Consider the following 17,173-nt stretch of genomic DNA (forward strand, 5'->3'; position numbering starts at 1 on the left):
CCTTGACAGGCGTGCATGGTGTGTCAAGGATCCTTGACACCATGAGCGACTTGGATCGAGCGCTTCGAACGTTGCGCGACACCTTGGACGAGCTGATCCGCGACGACCCCATCGCGGCGATGCGGGCCGCGGCGCAGGCCGAAGCCCTCGCGCGCGACGCCGCACAGCGCGCCGTCGCGGCGGCCTGCATCACGGCGCAGGCGTCGTGGACGGACGTCGGCGCCGCCTTCGGCGTCAGCAGGCAGGCCGCCCACCAGCGCTTCGCCCGCCACATCCGGTCGGCCCGCCGATGATCCGGTCCCGCGCCCGGGTGGCTCGCCGATGATCGGGTCCCGCGCCCGGGTGGCTCGCCGATGATCGGGTCCCGGGCGCTGGCTCTGCTCAGCGCCGTCGGCACCCTCGCCTTTCTCGCCGCCGCTCTAACGCTTCACGGACTGCAGCCGGAGCTGGATCCGGTCAGCGTGACGGTCAGCGAGCACGTGCTCGGCTCTGGCGGGTGGCCGTTCACCGTGGGATGCGCGGCCTGGGGGCTGGGTTCGCTCGCGCTGGCCGCACTCCTGGCCGGAACCGGCCGGTCGCGTACCAGTACTGCGCCGCCGGCCGGAACCGACCGGCCGCGTGCCGGTGCCAGGTTGCCGGCAGGCGGCGGTCAGTCACGTGCCGGGATCGCGCTGCTGGTGGCGTGCGGTCGGCATTCTGCTGGTCGCGATCTTTCCGACCGACCCGATCGACCGGGCGAGCCACGTCAAGACGCCCCTGACCCGGGAGATCCGCGAGGCCGTCGAGCGGACCTGGGGCGTCACAGGCGATGGCGAGCGGCTGCACGGCGGGGAGGAGTCGGCGGCCTACCGCCTCGACGGGCACGTCATCCGCATCGGCCCGGCCGGGCGCGCCACCGCCGAGCTGGAATGGTGCCACGCGATCGCCCGCCACGCCGCCGCCGGGCTCCCCGAGGCCGTCGCGCCGCTGCCGACCTCCGAGGGGACGACGGTCATCGTCGTGGCGGGCCGCCCGATCTCGTGCCGGCCGTACGTCGAGGGCGAATGGCCGGACGCCGACGTCCCCGCCCAGCGCGACGCCGGGGCCCGCCTGCTCGCCAGGCTGCGCAGAGCCCTGGCCGACGTACGTCCCGGCCCGCGCCCGGTGCCCGCCTTCCAGGAGTCCGGCCTGTACGGCGACCCGCCCCGGGACGCCGCCGAGCTGCGCGACCCCGACCTGGACCGCTGGCTCGCCGGCTTCCACGCCCGCCACCCCACCCGCCACGCCCTGCACGGCGACTACTACACCGGCAACACCCTGGCCAGGGACGGCCGGCTCGTGGCGGTGCTGGACTGGGACGAGGCGTTCGTCGGCGCCCCCGAGCTGGAGCTGGCCGCCGCCGCTCTGGAGCGGGGCGACGACGTGGCCGGGCCGAGCAGGGAGTTCGTGGCCGCCTACCACGAGGCGGGCGGCACGGCGCGGCCGCTGGATGAGGAGTCGCCGGCCCAGCTCGTACGGCACAAGCTCCGCAGGGAGTACGCCTACTTCCACAAGGCCGTCCAGGCGGGCGTGCGGCACAACGAGGAGGACCTGGAATATCACCGCATCCGCGTCGAGCTGTTCCACCGCCTCAGCCCCTGACCAGCGCTCAGGCGTTCCCGGGGCACGGGGCGCCGGCCGTCTCTGAGACGCGGGGCTGCAGGCGGCTCTGGAACGCGGCGGTGTCAAGCGTCCTTCAGGCCGGAACGTGACGCGTCCTGAAGACGCCGTGCGGTCAGGCGTTCTTCGGGCGTGGCGCGGTGATGCGGCGGACGGCTTCGAGGAGCGCGGCGCGATGCTCGCGGAGCCGTCCGGCCGAGCGGGGATCGTCGCCCGCGACCGCCGCCAGCGCGGGTGGGGCGTCGAGCCAGCTCTCGGTCAGGCGCAGCACCATGGCGAACAGGTCCACCGCGGGCAGGCGGTCGTCGATGCGGCCCTCGCGCTGCGCGGCGGCGACCGCCTCCACCTTCGCGCGGTAGCCCTCGATCTCGGCCTCGCCGGGCTCGCCCTGCTCGAAGCGGCGCCAGGCGGCGAGCCTGGCGGTCTGCGGGTGGGCGAGCATGTAGTCGAATCGGGCGCCGGCGTACGCGACGAGGTCGCCGTCGATGAGCGGCGTCTCGCGGGCCAGCTCGCCGATCTGGCGCCGCAGCACGGCGTCGAACAGCTGCTCCTTGTCGCCGAAGTAGACGTACAGCAGGCGTTTGTTGGCGCCGGCCCGCTCGGCGATACGGTCGATGCGGGCGCCGGCCAGGCCGTGCTCGGCGAACTCGGTGGTGGCCGCGGCGAGCAGCAGCTCCTTGGTGGCGGCGCTGTCGCGGGGGCGTGAAGATCGCGAGGCGTTCGTGGCCATGCGGATCACTCTAGCGCAAGTAACTAACTTTTGATTTACGTCGTGAGCGCCAGCCGCAGGCCCGGGCGTCTTCTGCTCGCCCAAGGAGCCCGACGCGGCCATCGTCGTGCCGCGCGAGGTGGTCGAGCTGGGCATCACCGCCTACGCCGCGTTCTTCCCGCTCGGCGGCTTCACCCCGCTGCGGACGCTGAGCGACGTCGCCGCCCGCCTCGGCGCCTCGCCGCAGCAGGTGGCGCTGGCGTCGCTGCTGCGCAGCCGGGCGTACTGCTGCATACGGCTGATGGACATGCCGGTCTCGCGCAGCCGGATCAGGAACTCCAGCCAGCCGAGGTCGGAGGCCGCGTCGCTGCGATGGCCGTGGGGAGTGCGCGCGACCCGTTCGATCAGCCCGGCCCGTTCGTAATAGCGCAGTGTGTCGGCGGAGAGGCCGGTACGTGCGGCGACCTGGGTGATCGTGAGGGCCGGCGGCTCCTGCTTGAGTGCATGTCCGTCGCTCATGGGACGAACGCTAGGTGTTGGAGTGCACTCCACGTCAAACGGCGGAGAAGGTGTGCAGCAGGAACCGGATGCGGGTGGTGAGCTCGTCGGCCGTACGGACGAAGGCCGCATGACCGCCCTCGCCGGCCGGGTCCGGCAGGCTCCAGTGCGTCACCTCCGGAGCCCCCGGGAACTCGGGGCACACCTCGCGCACCCGGTCGCACAGGGTGATCACCCGGTCGAAGCGGCCTGGCGAGCTCGTCGAGGTGCTTGGGGCGGTGGCCGGTCATGTCGAGCCCGCGTTCGTGCATGACGCGGACGGCGTCGGGGTGCAGCGGCTTGGGCGCGCTGCCCGCGCTGGCGACCTCGACCCGTGGGCCGCCGAGATGGCGCAGGATCGCCTCGGCCATCTGCGACCTGGAGCTGTTGCCGGTGCACAGGAACAGCACCCGGACGGGCGGCGGCGCGGCCGAGCCGTCCGGCGGCGGGGGCGGCGCGGCCGGGATCATGCGCAGGCCCGGGTGCAGCGCCGCCCCGGCCCGTACGAGCAGGTCGCGGCAGGCGGCGAGGTCGAGGCTGTAGTACGTGTCGCGCTTGTCGGCCGAGCTGCGCCGCATGGTCACCAGCCCGCCCGCGCGCAGCCGGCCGAGATGGTACGACGTCAGGCCCTGCGTCTGGCCGACCAGCGCCGTCAGCTCGCGGACCTGCCGGTCGCCGCGCGCCAGCTCGCTCAGCAGCCGCCACCGCACCGGGTGGCCGGTCAGGCGCAGGAAGTCCGGCGGCGGGGGAGTGTCACTCATCGTATGTCTCAACATACATCAAAATGATTCGATCAGTCAGAGAAGGGAGTGCGCCAGGCCGATCGCGGCGCCGCCCGCGATGAGCCAGGCGTTGCTCAGCCGGGTACGCCACAGCAGCACCAGACTGATCAACGCGATGGCGGCGGTCGGCAGGTCGATGAGCGCGGTGCGCGCGAGCTCGTGGGACACCCCGGCCATGAGCGCCAGCGCGGTGGCGTTGACGCCGTCGAGCAGCGCGGACGTCCACCGTGATGCGCGCAGCCTGCTCGTGATCCTGGTGAGCAGGCCGACGAAGACGAACGACGGCAGGAAGATCGCCACGGTCGCGAGGAACGCGCCGGCCTGCCCGGCGACGAGGTAGCCGACGAACGTGGCCGTGGTGAAGACCGGACCCGGCGTCACCTGGCCGACCGAGACGGCGTCGGTGAGCTGCTGCGAGGTGATCCAGCCGAGCCGCTCGACGAAGTCGCCCTGCAGGAAGGCCAGCAGAACGTAGCCGCTGCCGTACAGCACCGAGCCGATCTTCAGCATGGTGAGGAAGAGCTGGGCGAGCTGGCCCCCGGCCGGGTCGGGGAACGTGGGCGCGCCGCCGAGCGCGAGCACGGGCGCGGCGAGCAGCCCCTGCAGGCCCTCGCGCGAGCGCGGCAGGTGCGCGGCGGCGGCCAGCAGCGCGCCGGCCGCGAGGATCAGCAGCTCGTTGACGCCCAGCAGGTACGCCGCCAGCGCCGCGACCGACACCGCACCCAGCCACCAGGACTTGATCACGGTCTTCAGCAGGCCGAACAGGGCGTGGGCGATGATGGCGATCACCACGGGGACGACGCCGTACAGGATGCCCTCGACCGCCGGGGTGCCGCCGTAGGTGACGTACGCCCAGGCCAGCGCGGTGACGATGAGCGCGGCGGGCAGGATGAAGCACGCCCCCGCCAGGATCAGGCCACGCCTGCCCGCCCGGTCGTGGCCCAGATGGATGGCCAGCTCGGTGGAGTTGGGGCCGGGGATCAGGTTGGTGGCGCCCATGAGGTCGGCGAAGCGCTCGTCGGTCACCCAGCCGCGGCGGCGTACGAGCTCATCGCGCATCATCGCGGTGTGCGCGGCCGGGCCGCCGAAGGCGATCGTGCCCAGCTTCAGGAAGAGCAGGGCCACCTCCCCGGCCCGCCCCGTCCGGTCCCCGCCGGAGTGCTCGTCCACCCCTGCCCGTCCTTCCCTTGCATCGGCGCTTGCTAGTACATCAAACCAGATTGATGTACTGTCTCAACCGGCGGCCCCGGCCGGGCGCCGCCCCACCGCGTCGGACCCTCGTCAGGAGGCACCGTCATGGCCGCACCCGAGCAGTACGCCGGCGTCCGCTACCTCGTCGACGACGTCCAGGCGGCCGTCGACTTCTACACGACCCATCTCGGCTTCACCGTCCGCATCGCGGTCGTGCCCGCGTTCGCCGACGTCGTACGCGGGCCGCTGCGGCTCCTGCTGTCCGGGCCGTCCAGCTCCGGCGCCCGCGCCACCCCGGAAGGCACCCCGGCGGGCCGCAACCGCATCCACCTCGTCTGTGACGACCTCGACGCCGAGATCAAGCGGCTGCGCGAGGGCGGCGTGCCGTTCCGCAGTGAGGTCGTCTCGGGTCCCGGCGGGCGGCAGATCCTGCTCGCCGACCCGTCGGGCAACCTCGTCGAGCTGTTCGAGCCCCGCTGACCCGCCGCCTCGCCGGTCCGTCGGCCCTCCGCCCCGCTTCGGCCTGCCCGACCGCCCTCCCGATCGCCGTCGCGGTCGCGTCCTTACGCTGTCCTCATGGACCAGCGACTGAGTGACGATCTCGCCGACCTGCCCGTCCTGCTGCACGAGGCGCGCGAGCGCGCCGCCCGGTTCCTGGCAGGGGTGGGGGAGCGGCCGGTCGGGCCGCCGCCTGCGCCGCGCGAGCCCGTCCCGCTGCCCGAGCGCGTTCAGGGGACTCGGGGCGCGCTGGAGGCGTTCGAACGCCGCTGGGAGCCCGGCCTCTCGGCCAGCCCCGGCCCCCGCTACCTGGGCTTCGTCACCGGCGGCAGCACGCCCGCCGCGCTCGCCGGCGACTGGCTGACCAGCGCCTACGACCAGAACGCGGCGAGCGGCGGCGACTCCTCGGCCGCCGACCTCGAACGCGAGACCGTCACCTGGCTGCGCGACCTGCTCGGGTTGCCCGCCGAGCAGGAGGGGGCGTTCGTCAGCGGCGCCACCATGTCCAACGCCACCGGCCTGGCCATCGCCCGCGAGTGGATCGGCGAGCGGCGCGGCGTCTCGGTGGCCGAGCAGGGCCTGGCCGCGCTCGGTCCGGTGCGGGTGCTGTCCGGCACGCCGCACTCCAGCGTCGGCAAGGCGCTGTCGGTGCTCGGGCTCGGCAGGTCGGCGCTGCGGCGGGTCGGCGCGCTGCCCGGCAGGGAGGCGGTGGACGTCGAACGGCTTGAAGCGGCGCTGCGCGAGCTGGACGGCGAGCCCGCCATCGTGGTCGCCAACGCCGGCACGGTCAACACCGCCGACTTCGACGACCTGCGGGCGGTCGCCGCGCTGCGGGAGCGGTATCCGTTCTGGCTCCACGTGGACGCCGCGTTCGGCGCGTTCGCGGCGCTCTCGCCCGAGCACGCCCACCTGGTCGACGGGCTGGGCGCGGCCGACTCGATCTGCCTCGACCTGCACAAGTGGCTGAACGTCCCCTACGACAGCGCGGTGCAGTTCACCCGCCGCCGCGACCTGCAGGCGCGCGTTTTTCGGAACTCCGCCGCCTACCTCGGCCCGCTCGGCGACCGGCCCGACTACCTGCACCTGACGCCGGAGAACTCCCGCCGGCTGCGGGCGCTGCCCGCCTGGTTCACGCTGGCCGCGTACGGGCGGGAGGGGCACGCGGAGATCGTCCGGCGGGACATCGCGCTCGCCGCCCGGCTCGGCGAACGGCTGGCCGCCATGCCCGCCTACCGGCTGCTCGCCCCGGTCCGGCTGAACGTCGTCTGCTTCACGCTCGCCTCCGCCCCGGAGCGCATCGCGGAGGTGGCGCGCGCGGTCGCCGAAACCGGCGAGGCGCTGCTCACCACCACCGAGTACGCGGGCGTCCCCGCGCTGCGGGCGGCGTTCTCCAACTGGCGGACGACCGAGGCCGACGTGGACCGCGTGGCCAAGGCCCTGGAACGCGCGGCGGGCTGACCGCTCGGACGTGAGCGGACTGGGCCCGAGCAGGTATCAGCTCGGGCGGAGGCGACCTTGCGCCAGGACGGGGACCCGGCTCAAGCGGGGCCGGCCTGGCTCAGGCCGGGGCGGCTTCCGTTCGTGCTTGAGCGGCTTCGGCCAGCGGAGTGAACAGCGCCCCCAGCTTGCTCACCGTCTCGGGCGCGATCCGGTAGTAGACCCAGGTGCCGCGCCGCTCACCATCGATGAGCCCGGCGGTGCGCAGCACCTTGAGGTGGTGCGAGATCGTCGGCGCTGTCAGATCGAAGGCGCCGGTGAGATCGCACACGCACGCCTCGCCGCCCGGATGGCAGCCGATCATCGACAGCAGACGCAGCCGTACGGGGTCGGCGACGGCCTTGAGCAGGACCGCGGCCTCGGCGGCCGCACCCTCCGAGATCGGCTCGCGGGTGATGGGCGCGCAGCACGCGGTCATGGCTCCCCCCTCTGTTTCGATGACGGTCTAAATGATAGGAGACGCGGCGGCGTGAACGCGGGCCCGCAACCGCAGGATCACCATGGCCACCACCGCAGCCGCCAGCGACCCGGTCAGCACCGCGACCTTCACCTGCTCGGCCCCGGCCGCGCCGAAGGCCAGCTCCCCGATCAGCAGCGACACGGTGAACCCGATGCCGGACAGCACGGCGAGCCCCGCCATGTCGATCCAGCCGAGCCCTTCGTCCAGCGTGGCACGGGTGAAGCGGGACACCAGCCACGTCGCGCCCAGGATGCCGAGCGGCTTGCCGACCAGCAGGCCGGCCAGAATGCCGAGGGCGATCGGCTCGGTCAGCGTGTCCGCGAGCCCGGAGAGCCCGCCGAGCGACACCCCGGCGGAGAAGAACGCGAAGACCGGCACGGCGACGCCCGCCGATATCGGCCGGAAGCGGTGCTCGAAATGCTCGGCGGGCCCGGTCGCCTCGGCTCCGTCACGTGCCGCGACGGGGACGGTCAGCGCCAGCAGCACCCCGGCCACGGTGGCGTGCACCCCCGAGGCGTGCACCAGCGCCCACGTGGCGAACGCCGCCGGCAGCAGCAGCCACCAGGCCCGCACCCCGCGCCGTACCAGCAGCGCGAAGACCGCCAGCGGCACCAGGGCCGCGAGCAGCGGCAGCACCGCGAGGTGCGAGGTGTAGAAGAGGGCGATGACCACGATGGCGATCAGGTCGTCCACCACGGCCAGCGTCAGCAGGAACGTCCGCAGCGCCTCCGGCAGGGAACGCCCGATCACGGCCAGCACCGCGAGCGCGAACGCGATGTCGGTGGCGGTCGGGATGGCCCAGCCCTGAGCGCCGCCCGCGCCGCCGGCGATCGCCAGGTAGACCAGCGCGGGCAGCAGCACGCCGCCGAAGGCGGCGGCCACCGGCACCGCGGCCCGCCGCGCGTCGCGCAGGTCGCCCGCGACGAACTCGCGTTTCAGCTCCAGCCCCGCCACGAAGAAGAAGATCGCCAGCAGCCCGTCGGCGGCCCAGGTGGCCAGGTCGAGCCGCAGGTGCAGCGCGGCGGGGCCCACCTCGAACGCGCGCAGCTCCTCGTAGGTTCGCGCCCACGGAGAGTTGGCCAGGACGAGCGCCGCGAGGGCGGCCACCAGCAGCAGCGCGCCGCCGATGGTCTCCTTGCGGAGGATGGCGGCGATGCGACGGGCTTCGGGCCAGGTGCTGCGGTCGAGCAGTTTGCGGGCAGGGCGGGATGACGTGGTCGGGGTGCCGGGCATGAAACTCCGCTCGTGGCAGGGGACAGGTCGGACAATCGCCGACCAGGCTTCCCGGCACACCACCCAAGAACCTACCAAAGCGCGCAAAACGTAAACATCAGGTCGGCTCCCGGGCGAGCACGCCCGCCGGTGAACCGGCCGCTGCCCCGGCCACCGCGCGCGAGCGAGCCTGAGACGCCTCCGGCCCGCGCCGATCCACCCGGGCCGCAGCACCGGGCAGCCGGTGACCACCGCGCGCGAGCCTCGGCCGCGTCCGGCCCGCGCCGATCCACCCCGGGCCGCGGCACCGGCCGTGGTCACCGGCTGCCCGGTGCGGGGATCGCCCAGATCCGCCCGCGCCGGGCCTTTCTCCACCCCTCCCTGATCAGCCCGAGGCGAGCAGCGACGTGTAGGCGATCGAGTGCTGCTGGCCGGACATGAAGGAGACGAACCGCCGGACGAACGCGCTGCGCGAACAGCCGTCGCCGCCGCCCTCGAGGTCGCGGTGGAAGGCCGTGCGGAACAGAGCGCGGTACTCCTCGGCATCGATCGTCTCGTCGTCGTCGGTGTCGGTGACGTCGAACAGCACGTCGGCGATCTTGATGAGGCCGGTGCCGGGCAGGCGGGCCGCCGCTGCGGCGTACTCGTCGCGGGTGATCCGGCCGTCGCCGTCGCTGTCGAGCGCCGCCTGCAGCTCGCTCCACCACGCCGCGTACGCCTGGAACAGCCGCTCCTCGTCCCGCTCGCCCAGGTCGAGCCGGGTGGCGATCTCGCGCGCCATGGCGGCGAGGTCGGGCCAGCGCAGGCAGCCGTCGCCGGTCTGATCGAGGACTTCGGTGAAGAACCGGTCGGCCGACCTGGTCGCCTGGGAGCCGCCGTCGTCGCCGGCCGGGGTGAGCAGCCGGACGAGCGCGGCGGCCTTGCCCGCCTGCCGCCGGAGCGTCTCCCACGGCCCGTCGTGGGAGGGGTCGAGCAGCCCCATGAGGAAGTCGACCCGCGTCCAGCTCTGCGGCAGGTGCCGGGTGGCGAGCGCGGCCCCGAGGTAGGTGGTCTGCATGAGCGTGCGGGCCCCGGGCAGGTCGGGCAGCGCGACACGGCGGCTGAACGCCTCGGGCAGCGACGCGATGGTGATCGCGGTGGCCAGCGGGCTCGCCACGGCCCGGCCCGCCGCCCAGATCGCCGGATGGCCGCGCAGCACGGGAGGCGCGGGCATGCCGGTGAACAGGCGGTAGAGGATGACGCCCACCGCTTCGTTGTTCTCCAGGACGTGCTCGACCACGTGATCGTAGTAGGGCCAGAACTCCCGCAGCGTCGCGGGCAGGTGGTCGGCGGTGCCGTCGATCAGCGCGAGGAACGTGCGGTGCTCGTCGTAGAGCCGCCGCATCGCATCGGCGTCGAGCGCGTCGCCGCTCAGCCTGCACATCGTCACCGTCGAGTCGAACAGGGTGGCCACCACCCAGGCGCGCGCGTCGCGGTCGGAGGCGTCGTAGGGGCGGCCCTGGGCGTCGGTGCCGGCGATGCGGGCGTGCAGGCGGTTGATCCTGGCCGCCTCGCGGTCGCGTACGCGCGGGTCGGGGTCGAGCAGCCGCCGCGCGCTCATCGCGGTGTTGCGCAGCCGCCGCCACGGATGGGTGAGGAACGTGGAGTTCTCCATCAGCGCGGCGCCGATCTGCGGATGGGCGGCCTCCAGCAGGGTGGCCCTGAGCACCGCGAGGCCCCAGCGCGCCTCGTGGACCAGGGGGCGCAGCAGGGAGTCTGGGCCGAAGACGTCGGCGTCCCGCCGCGTGGAGGTGTGGCTCATCGCGGGTCCTTTCCTGTCATGGTGGCGGGGCGGACGTCGCCGAAGCGGCGCCGGCGGCGCATGTAGACGTCGAGGCACTCGGAGAAGTGGGCGGCGCGGAAGTCGGGCCAGAGCACCTGGGGGAAGACCCACTCGGCGTAGGCCACCTGCCAGAGCATGAAGTTGGAGATGCGCTGCTCGCCGGAGGTGCGGATGACGAGATCGACGTCGGGGGTGTCGGGGTAGGGCAGGTGCGCGGCGAAGCTCGCCTCGGTGACCTCGTCGGCGGGCGTCGCGGACCTGATCAGCGAACGGGCTGCCTGCACGATGTCGCGGCGGCCGCCGTGGTCGAAGGCGACGGTCAGCGTCATGCTCCTGTTGTCGCGGGTGAGCGTCATCAGGTCGGCGATGTCGGCCACCAGCGGGGCCGGGATGCGCGGATCTGTCATGCCGAGGAACCGGCAGCGGATGCCGCGCGCGTGCAGCGCCGGCGCGTGCTTGCGGATGGCGCGGCGGACGAGCCGCATCAGCGTGTCGATCTCACCGGCGGGCCGCCGCCAGTTCTCCGTGGAGAACGCGTACAGGCTGAGCCAGCCGACACCGGCGGCGCGGGCCGCCTCGATGACGTCCATCACGGCCGCCTCGGCGGCCTCGTGACCGGCGGTGCGCGGCAGCGAACGCTGCTCGGCCCAGCGGCCGTTCCCATCCATCACGCACGCCACGTGACGCGGCACACCCATGACCACTCCTATAGCCGAACGTTACCTCGCCAATACTGTATGTGTTCGGCGGGGGTCCGGCATATCCTCGATCCCGGCCGGGAAGGTGGTATCGGCGAGTCCTGGCCGCCGTGCCGCGCAACCGAGCAGGGAAGCCGGCCCCGCTCATTCGGTACGCAGCGCGCCGGCGATGGTGAGCCGGGCCGCCCGCCGGGCGGGCAGGAACGCGCCCAGCACCGCGATCGCCACGCCCGCCACCAGCAGCGCGGCCAGCGCCGCGACCCGCCACACGTCGAGCAGCATCGCGGGCGCGCCCAGCCCGGCCGCATCCAGCATGGCCAGCACGACGACCCGATGCGAGGCCACACCGATCGGCAGGCCGGCCAGGCCGCCCACGACGCCCAGCAGTGCCATGGACGTCACCGTCATCAGCGTCACCTGGCGCGGCGTCATCCCGATCGACTTCAGCATGGCCAGGTCGCGGCGGCGCTCGCGGGTGGTGAGCACGACGGTGTTGAAGACACCCAGCGTCGCCACCGTGCCCAGCAGCACGGTGAACAGGGCCGCCGCGCCGATGACGGCCACGCTGTGCTGATCGGCCTGCGACTTCGCCCGCGGATACAGGCCGGGCTCGGCCGCCTTGACCGCGGCGTTGAACCGCTCGACGTCGGTGCCGGGGGCGAGCCCCACCTCGTACTGGGTGGCGCGGCCCGCGGGGTCGAGCGCGGTCAGCGTGGACCAGCTCGCGATGATCAGGTCGTCGGCGGCGTCCATGACCTCGCCCACGATCGTGGCCTGGGTGCGGGCGCCGCCGAGCGCGAGCGTGAGCCGGTCGCCGACGCGCAGCCCGAAGCGCCTCATGAACGCCGAGGGCGCGGCGACCTCGCCCGGTCCGGCTACGTAGCGGCCCGCCACCACCACGTCGCCCCGGCTCGCGGCGTCGCCGCGCAGGAACTGGGCCATGCTGCGGCTGGTCAGGCCGGGGAGCCGCACGTCGATCCAGGCGTTGGCGGTGACGTGGCGGACGCCGGGCCGGGAGCGCAGCAGCGCCTCGATGGCGGCGTCGTCCAGCGTGGGCCTGACCTGGCCGGGGCGTCCGACATGGACGATGGAGTGGACGCGGCCGACGCGCTGCGCGGTGTCGCCGTACGCGGTCATCGTCTGGAACAGCCCGGTGGCGAGCGTCACGGCCGCCACCCCGAGCACGATCGCGGCCAGCGTCATCGCCGAACGGCCCGGACGGGCGAACGGCAGGCCCAGGCCCAGGCTCACCGGCCGGGGCAGCCGGCTGCCGGACAGCAGGCGCTGGACCGCCTGCCCGCGTCCCGGCCTGGGCGCGCTGCCGGCGCGGATGGTCTCGGCGGCCGGCAGCCGGTGGGCGCGGGAGGCGGGCACGAGCGCGGCCAGCACGACCACGGCCGGCACGCCGAGCAGCGCTGCTACGTACACCGGCCAGCCGATGCCGAGCCCGATGGCCGCGCCGATCCCGGCGAACACGAGGTCAAGCAGCTTCTGCGAGACCAGCGCCCCGAGCACCGTTCCGGCGAGGCATCCGGCGAACGCCGGCAGCAGCACCATCATCAGGAAGCCGGCCATGACCTGGTCGGGGGTGAACCCCAGGGATTTGAGCACGCCGATCTGCCGCTGCCCGGCGACGACCGCGCCGCTGATGACGTTGGCCACGATCAGCACCGCCACCAGCAGCCCCAGCAGGCCGAACCCCGCCAGGAACGGCAGGTACGCCTCGGCCGCGCGCGAGACGTCCCGCTTGACCGTGAGATACGACTGCGTGCCGAGCACACCGGACGGCGGCAGCCCCGCGGTGACGGCCGCCGTGGCCGCGCGCACCTCGGCCGCCGTCTCCGCCGCGACGAACCGGTACAGCATCTGGGCGGACGCGGGCTTCATCGCCTCCATCTGCGCGGGCGCGACCCACGCCTCGGCCGTCCTGGTGACGCTGGAGGCCAGGCCGACGACGGTGAAGCGCAGCCCCTCGACGGTCTGGACGGCGGCGCCGACGAGGTCGCCGAAGACCGGATCGACCGGCCGGTTCACCACGATCTCGCCGGGCCGCTCGGCCCACCGGCCCGCCCACAGCTCGACCCGGTCCACCGGGCCGCCCGGCCCCGGACGTCCGACCACCGTGAGCGGTCCAGGCGGCAGGCTCTGCCGGGTGTCCGCGACCGTCACCACGCTCTGCCCGTACGGCCCCGCCGCCGCCTCGACCCCCGGCCTGCGCGCCGTCTCCGCGAGCAGTGCGTCGGAGACCGCCGCCCGGTCGAAGGTCGCCACGACGTGCGGCCCGCGCTGCGCGGCGAACGTCCGGTCGAACGGCCCCGACGACGCCTCCAGCAGGCCGAGCGCCACCACGATCGCCACCGTGGAGCACAGCACCACCACGGCCAGGATCGCGCTCTGCAACCTGCGCCGCCGCACCGCCGCAAGCGCGATGCCCCAGACCGCGCTCACCGGGACGACTCCAGCGTCCGCTCGGCGGTGACCCTGCCGTCGGCCAGCTCGACCACCCGGCTCGCGCACCGCTCGGCCAGCCGTTCGTCATGGGTCACCAGCAGCAGGGTCTGGCCGATCTGGTGCAGGTCGAGCAGCAGGTCCATGACCTGCTCGCCGGAGTGGCTGTCCAGCGCGCCGGTCGGCTCGTCGGCCAGCAGCACGGCCGGGCGGTTCATCAGGGCGCGCGCCACGGCCACCCGCTGGCGCTCGCCGCCGCTCAGCACCGCCGGATACATCCGGGCCCGGCCCGCGATGCCCAGCTCGTCCAGCAGGTCGAGCGCCCGCCGCCGCGCCTGGGCGGCGGTCGTGCCGGTGAGCTGGGCGGCCAGCGCCACGTTGTCCAGCGCGGACAGGTCGTCGATCAGGTTGAAGAACTGGAAGATCATGCCGACCCGGCGGCGCCGGAACAGCGCCAGGCCGGTCTCGTTCATGGCGCCCAGGTCCTCGCCGTGCACGACGACCCGGCCCGAGCTGGGCCGGTCGAGCCCGGCGATAAGGTTGAGCAGCGTCGACTTGCCGCAGCCGGACGGTCCCATCACCGCGACCGCCTCACCGGCGCGGATCTCCAGCGAGACGCCGTCCAGCGCCACCGTCTCGCCGTAGTGCTTGCGTACCTGGTCGAGTTCTACGACGACCTCGCGTCCGGCTGTCATGGCAGGAGGCTACAAACGGCCCGGCCGGGCGGGCATCGGCCTGCGGATGTAATCCGGCCCCGATGTCATCCTCAGGAGGTAGTGCGGGCCCGCACGCGCTTGCGCCAAGGTAGAGGGGTGGGTGCGGAGTGGACGTACGGCTTGGTCGCCATCGTCGTGGTGCTGCTCGCAGCCGCGCTGGCACTCGGCGCCGCACTCGTACGGGCACACCGCCGCTACCGCGCGGTCGTCGAAGAACGCGGCCGCATGCTGGAACGGGAGTCCGCCAGGGCGGCGCGGGCGGCGGTGGACGCCGAGCGGGCCAGGATCGCCAGGGAGCTGCACGACATCGTCAGCCACAACGTCAGCCTCATGGTCGTCCAGGCGAGCGCGGCACGCGAGGTGATGACCGTCCAGCCCGAGGAGTGCGCCGAGGCGCTCAAAGAGGTCGAGAACGCCGGTCGCTCCGCGATGTCCGAGCTGCGCCACCTGCTGGGACTGCTGGCGCCCTCACCTGACGGCACCGACGAACCCGCCGGACCCGCCGAACCCGCCGGCGCCGGCCTCGCCCCGTCGCCCGACCTCAGCGGCCTCGACCGGCTGATCGACCGGTTCGCGTTCGCCGGGCTGAACGTGGAGAGCCGCATCCTGGGCGAGCCGCGCCCGCTGCCGCCCGGCATCGGCGCGCCCGTCTACCGGATCGTCCAGGAAGCGCTGACCAACGCGCTCAAACACGCCGAGCCCGACACGAAGGCCGAGGTGACGATCCGGTACGCCGGTAACCACGTACGGGTGGAGGTGCTCAACACCGGACCCAGCGTGCTCACCTCCGACGGGACCTCCGCTCCGATGGAGCGGCGTGCCGGCGGGGCCCCCTGTTCCGGGGAGCGGCGTGACGAGGCGAGCCCTGTTCCGGGGGAGCGGCGCGACGACGCGAGCCCTGTTCTGAGGGAGCGGCGTGCCGGCGGGGCCGGGCGCGGCCTGCTCGGGCTGCGCGAAAGGGTCGCCGTCTATGGCGGGCACCTGGACGCCCGGCGGCGCCTGGGCGGCGGCTACCGCGTCCGCGCCCGCATCCCCCTCCCACCGCCCGACCCGCCCGACCCGTCCGGCCCGACCGGCACCGCCGCCGGCCCGTCCAGCACGCCTGACGCCGTCCCGCGCGCCGCCGACCCGTCCGGCCCGCTTGCGGGCGATCCGCCCCGCCCACCCGAGCCGTCCCCTCCGACCCCGGCTCCCGGCTCCGGCAGGGCGGACGATGAGCGCCGAGCCCGCGCCGCGCGTCCTGATCGTCGACGACCAGCGGCTCATCAGGACCGGATTCCGGCTGATCCTCACCACGCGCGGCATCGACGTGGTGGGCGAGGCGGCCGACGGCCTGGAGGCGGTGGCGGCGGCGCGGGAGCTGCGCCCTGACGTCGTCTTGATGGACATCCGCATGCCGAGGCTCGACGGCCTGGAGGCGGCCAGGCGGGTGCTCGCGCAGGACCCGGACTGCCGCGTGCTCATGCTCACCACGTTCGACCTCGACCGGTACGTCTACGCCGCGCTGGCGCTCGGCGCGAGCGGCTTCCTGCTCAAAGACGTCACCGCCGAGCACCTCGCCAGCGCCGTGCGGCTGGTCACCACCGGCGACGCCCTGCTCGCCCCGTCGATCACCCGCCGCCTCGTCGAGCGGTACGCGGGCCCGCCCGCCACCCGCGTGCCCGCCGACCTGAGCGCGCTGACGGCACGCGAGATCGAGGTGCTGACGCTAGTGGGCCGCGGGCTGTCCAACGCCGAGCTGGCCGAGGCGCTGACGCTGAGCGAGGCGACGGTCAAGACGCACGTGGCCCGCATCTTCACCAAGCTCGGCCTGCGCGACCGGGCCCAGGCGGTCGTGGTCGCGTACGAGACCGGCCTGGTCACACCAGGATCCGGCTAGCGGCGCCGTGACACGCTCATGACATCACGCTGACGTCCCGCGGACATCGCCGCACCACAGTGGACGCAGCCGGCTCGAGTGCCGGCCTCGTACCGCTGAGAAGAAGGCTGATGGATCGTGACGAAACGCCTGCGCGTGGCCGTGCTGGGAGGCGGGCCGTCCGCCGAGCACGAGGTGTCGCTGCAGTCGGCCCAGGCCGTGCTCGACGCGCTGCCCGCCGACCTGTACGAGCCCGTGCCCGTGATCATCGACCGGCACGGCCGGTGGCCGGTGGAGCTGCGGCGTGACCTGGTGGACGTCGTCTTCCCCGCGCTGCACGGGCCGTTCGGCGAGGACGGCGTCGTCCAGGGGCACCTGCAGACGCTGGGCCTGCCGTACGTGGGGTGCGGCGTGCTGGCCTCGGCCGTGGCGATGGACAAGGTGGCGATGCGGCGCGCGTTCATCGCCGAGGGGCTGCCGGTCACCCCGCACGTGTGGTTCACCGCCCACGAGTGGCGCGCCACCACCGACCCGTGGGCGCTGGTGAAGCCGCTCGACTGGCCGATGTACGTCAAACCGGCCAACATGGGCTCCTCCATCGGCGTCTCGCGCGTCACGACCATGGACGAGCTGCGCGCCGGCGTGGAGCTCGCGCTCACCTACGACCGGGTGGTGGTCGTCGAGCAGGGCGTGACGGCGCGCGAGATCGTCTGCGGGGTGCTCGGCGACCATGACACGCCGGAGGCGTCGGTGCCGGGCGAGCTGATCGTGCCCGGCGAGTGGCTCGACTACGAGGCCAAATACCTCGGCCGGGCGGAGATCGCCGCCATCCCCGCCGAACTGCCGGAACGCATCGCCGAGGACGTGCGCGAGCTGGCTCTGCGCGCCTTCCGCGCGATCGGCGGCTACGGGCTCGCCCGGGTCGACTTCTTCTACGACGAGCAGGAGGGCCGCCTGTACGTGGGCGAGATCAACACCATGCCCGGTTTCACCGCGCGTTCCGTCTACGCCAGGGTGTGGGAGGCGAGCGGAGTGGCGTACCCGGAGCTGCTGCGCCGCCTCATCGACCTCGCGCTCATCAGGAGCGCCGCATGATCCGCATCGACC

At 73.7% G+C, this 17,173-nt stretch carries 17 protein-coding genes; 7 read left to right on the forward strand and 10 right to left on the reverse strand.

Features of this window, described 5'->3' with window-relative positions; genetic code table 11:
• The first annotated feature begins 41 nt into the window (after positions 1-41).
• Both WBK31_RS13485 and WBK31_RS13490 read left to right on the forward strand, forming a co-directional pair.
• The gene (locus WBK31_RS13485; protein WP_378789339.1) at positions 42-293 is read left to right on the forward strand and encodes a hypothetical protein; all 252 of its coding nucleotides are present in this window, start codon (positions 42-44) and stop codon (positions 291-293) included.
• Between the two features lie 364 nt (positions 294-657).
• Positions 658-1,620, forward strand: coding sequence for a phosphotransferase (locus WBK31_RS13490; protein WP_406674936.1), 963 nt, complete (start codon positions 658-660; stop codon positions 1,618-1,620).
• 133 nt (positions 1,621-1,753) lie between these two features.
• On the opposite strand, the gene WBK31_RS13495 is transcribed toward WBK31_RS13490, so the two are convergent.
• From WBK31_RS13495 to chrA, 4 genes are all read right to left on the reverse strand, one after another.
• Positions 1,754-2,368, reverse strand: coding sequence for a TetR family transcriptional regulator (locus WBK31_RS13495; protein WP_364070738.1), 615 nt, complete (start codon positions 2,366-2,368; stop codon positions 1,754-1,756).
• Positions 2,369-2,509: 141 nt separating this feature from the next.
• Positions 2,510-2,866 carry a MerR family transcriptional regulator gene (locus WBK31_RS13500; RefSeq protein ID WP_406674937.1) on the reverse strand — a complete coding sequence of 119 codons (357 nt, stop codon included), beginning with the start codon at positions 2,864-2,866 and terminating at the stop codon, positions 2,510-2,512.
• The gene (locus tag WBK31_RS13505) at positions 2,863-3,645 is read right to left on the reverse strand and encodes a MarR family transcriptional regulator (protein WP_406674938.1); all 783 of its coding nucleotides are present in this window, start codon (positions 3,643-3,645) and stop codon (positions 2,863-2,865) included. The genes WBK31_RS13500 and WBK31_RS13505 overlap by 4 nt, the downstream gene beginning before the upstream one ends.
• A gap of 36 nt (positions 3,646-3,681) precedes the next feature.
• Positions 3,682-4,836 (reverse strand): chromate efflux transporter, encoded by a 1,155-nt coding sequence (gene chrA, locus WBK31_RS13510; RefSeq protein ID WP_406674939.1) that lies wholly within the window; start codon positions 4,834-4,836, stop codon positions 3,682-3,684.
• A gap of 126 nt (positions 4,837-4,962) precedes the next feature.
• On the opposite strand from chrA, the gene WBK31_RS13515 reads away from it, so the two are divergent.
• Both WBK31_RS13515 and WBK31_RS13520 read left to right on the forward strand, forming a co-directional pair.
• Positions 4,963-5,337 carry a VOC family protein gene (locus tag WBK31_RS13515; RefSeq protein ID WP_364070747.1) on the forward strand — a complete coding sequence of 125 codons (375 nt, stop codon included), beginning with the start codon at positions 4,963-4,965 and terminating at the stop codon, positions 5,335-5,337.
• A 96-nt stretch (positions 5,338-5,433) separates the two neighbouring features.
• Complete coding sequence (locus WBK31_RS13520) at positions 5,434-6,813, forward strand: pyridoxal phosphate-dependent decarboxylase family protein (protein ID WP_406674940.1); 1,380 nt, start codon at positions 5,434-5,436, stop codon at positions 6,811-6,813.
• Positions 6,814-6,913: 100 nt separating this feature from the next.
• Here WBK31_RS13520 and WBK31_RS13525 read toward each other — a convergent pair whose 3' ends face one another.
• The 6 genes from WBK31_RS13525 to WBK31_RS13550 all read right to left on the reverse strand — a co-directional run bounded on the left by WBK31_RS13525 (position 6,914) and on the right by WBK31_RS13550 (position 14,187).
• Positions 6,914-7,270, reverse strand: a complete 357-nt coding sequence (locus WBK31_RS13525) for a metalloregulator ArsR/SmtB family transcription factor (RefSeq protein WP_364070751.1) — start codon at positions 7,268-7,270, stop codon at positions 6,914-6,916.
• Between the two features lie 27 nt (positions 7,271-7,297).
• Positions 7,298-8,545 (reverse strand): Na+/H+ antiporter NhaA, encoded by a 1,248-nt coding sequence (nhaA, locus tag WBK31_RS13530; RefSeq protein ID WP_364070753.1) that lies wholly within the window; start codon positions 8,543-8,545, stop codon positions 7,298-7,300.
• Positions 8,546-8,909: 364 nt separating this feature from the next.
• Positions 8,910-10,325: an oxygenase MpaB family protein gene (locus WBK31_RS13535; RefSeq protein ID WP_406674941.1), complete on the reverse strand. Its 1,416-nt coding sequence runs from the start codon at positions 10,323-10,325 to the stop codon at positions 8,910-8,912.
• A complete protein-coding gene (gene uppS / locus WBK31_RS13540) occupies positions 10,322-11,044 on the reverse strand; it encodes a polyprenyl diphosphate synthase (protein WP_406674942.1) in 723 nt (240 codons plus the stop codon). The genes WBK31_RS13535 and uppS overlap by 4 nt, the downstream gene beginning before the upstream one ends.
• Before the next feature lie 144 nt (positions 11,045-11,188).
• Positions 11,189-13,492: an FtsX-like permease family protein gene (locus tag WBK31_RS13545; RefSeq protein WP_364070761.1), complete on the reverse strand. Its 2,304-nt coding sequence runs from the start codon at positions 13,490-13,492 to the stop codon at positions 11,189-11,191.
• On the reverse strand, positions 13,489-14,187 hold the full coding sequence (locus WBK31_RS13550; RefSeq protein WP_364070763.1) for an ABC transporter ATP-binding protein: 699 nt from the start codon (positions 14,185-14,187) through the stop codon (positions 13,489-13,491). Before WBK31_RS13550 ends, WBK31_RS13545 begins: the two co-directional genes overlap by 4 nt.
• Positions 14,188-14,304: 117 nt before the next feature.
• On the opposite strand from WBK31_RS13550, the gene WBK31_RS13555 reads away from it, so the two are divergent.
• From WBK31_RS13555 to WBK31_RS13565, 3 genes are all read left to right on the forward strand, one after another.
• Positions 14,305-15,579, forward strand: coding sequence for a sensor histidine kinase (locus tag WBK31_RS13555; RefSeq protein ID WP_406674943.1), 1,275 nt, complete (start codon positions 14,305-14,307; stop codon positions 15,577-15,579).
• Positions 15,494-16,087, forward strand: a complete 594-nt coding sequence (locus WBK31_RS13560) for a response regulator (RefSeq protein ID WP_406675492.1) — start codon at positions 15,494-15,496, stop codon at positions 16,085-16,087. The genes WBK31_RS13555 and WBK31_RS13560 overlap by 86 nt, the downstream gene beginning before the upstream one ends.
• A gap of 117 nt (positions 16,088-16,204) precedes the next feature.
• Complete coding sequence (locus WBK31_RS13565) at positions 16,205-17,161, forward strand: D-alanine--D-alanine ligase family protein (RefSeq protein ID WP_364070770.1); 957 nt, start codon at positions 16,205-16,207, stop codon at positions 17,159-17,161.
• Positions 17,162-17,173 lie beyond the last annotated feature (12 nt).

This window comes from Nonomuraea sp. N2-4H (assembly GCF_045291505.1).
Classification (GTDB): domain Bacteria; phylum Actinomycetota; class Actinomycetes; order Streptosporangiales; family Streptosporangiaceae; genus Nonomuraea; species Nonomuraea fastidiosa.

Bases quoted from the DNA above. Each gene is read 5' to 3' on its own strand.
- WBK31_RS13495 (WP_364070738.1), bottom strand. From the start codon at position 2,368: ATGGCCACGAACGCCTCGCGATCTTCACGCCCCCGCGACAGCGCCGCC.
- WBK31_RS13525 (WP_364070751.1), bottom strand. From the start codon at position 7,270: ATGACCGCGTGCTGCGCGCCCATCACCCGCGAGCCGATCTCGGAGGGT.
- WBK31_RS13520 (WP_406674940.1), top strand. From the start codon at position 5,434: ATGGACCAGCGACTGAGTGACGATCTCGCCGACCTGCCCGTCCTGCTG.
- WBK31_RS13505 (WP_406674938.1), bottom strand. From the start codon at position 3,645: ATGAGTGACACTCCCCCGCCGCCGGACTTCCTGCGCCTGACCGGCCAC.
- WBK31_RS13535 (WP_406674941.1), bottom strand. From the start codon at position 10,325: ATGAGCCACACCTCCACGCGGCGGGACGCCGACGTCTTCGGCCCAGAC.
- WBK31_RS13500 (WP_406674937.1), bottom strand. From the start codon at position 2,866: ATGAGCGACGGACATGCACTCAAGCAGGAGCCGCCGGCCCTCACGATC.
- WBK31_RS13550 (WP_364070763.1), bottom strand. From the start codon at position 14,187: ATGACAGCCGGACGCGAGGTCGTCGTAGAACTCGACCAGGTACGCAAG.
- nhaA (WP_364070753.1), bottom strand. From the start codon at position 8,545: ATGCCCGGCACCCCGACCACGTCATCCCGCCCTGCCCGCAAACTGCTC.
- uppS (WP_406674942.1), bottom strand. From the start codon at position 11,044: ATGGGTGTGCCGCGTCACGTGGCGTGCGTGATGGATGGGAACGGCCGC.
- WBK31_RS13485 (WP_378789339.1), top strand. From the start codon at position 42: ATGAGCGACTTGGATCGAGCGCTTCGAACGTTGCGCGACACCTTGGAC.
- WBK31_RS13515 (WP_364070747.1), top strand. From the start codon at position 4,963: ATGGCCGCACCCGAGCAGTACGCCGGCGTCCGCTACCTCGTCGACGAC.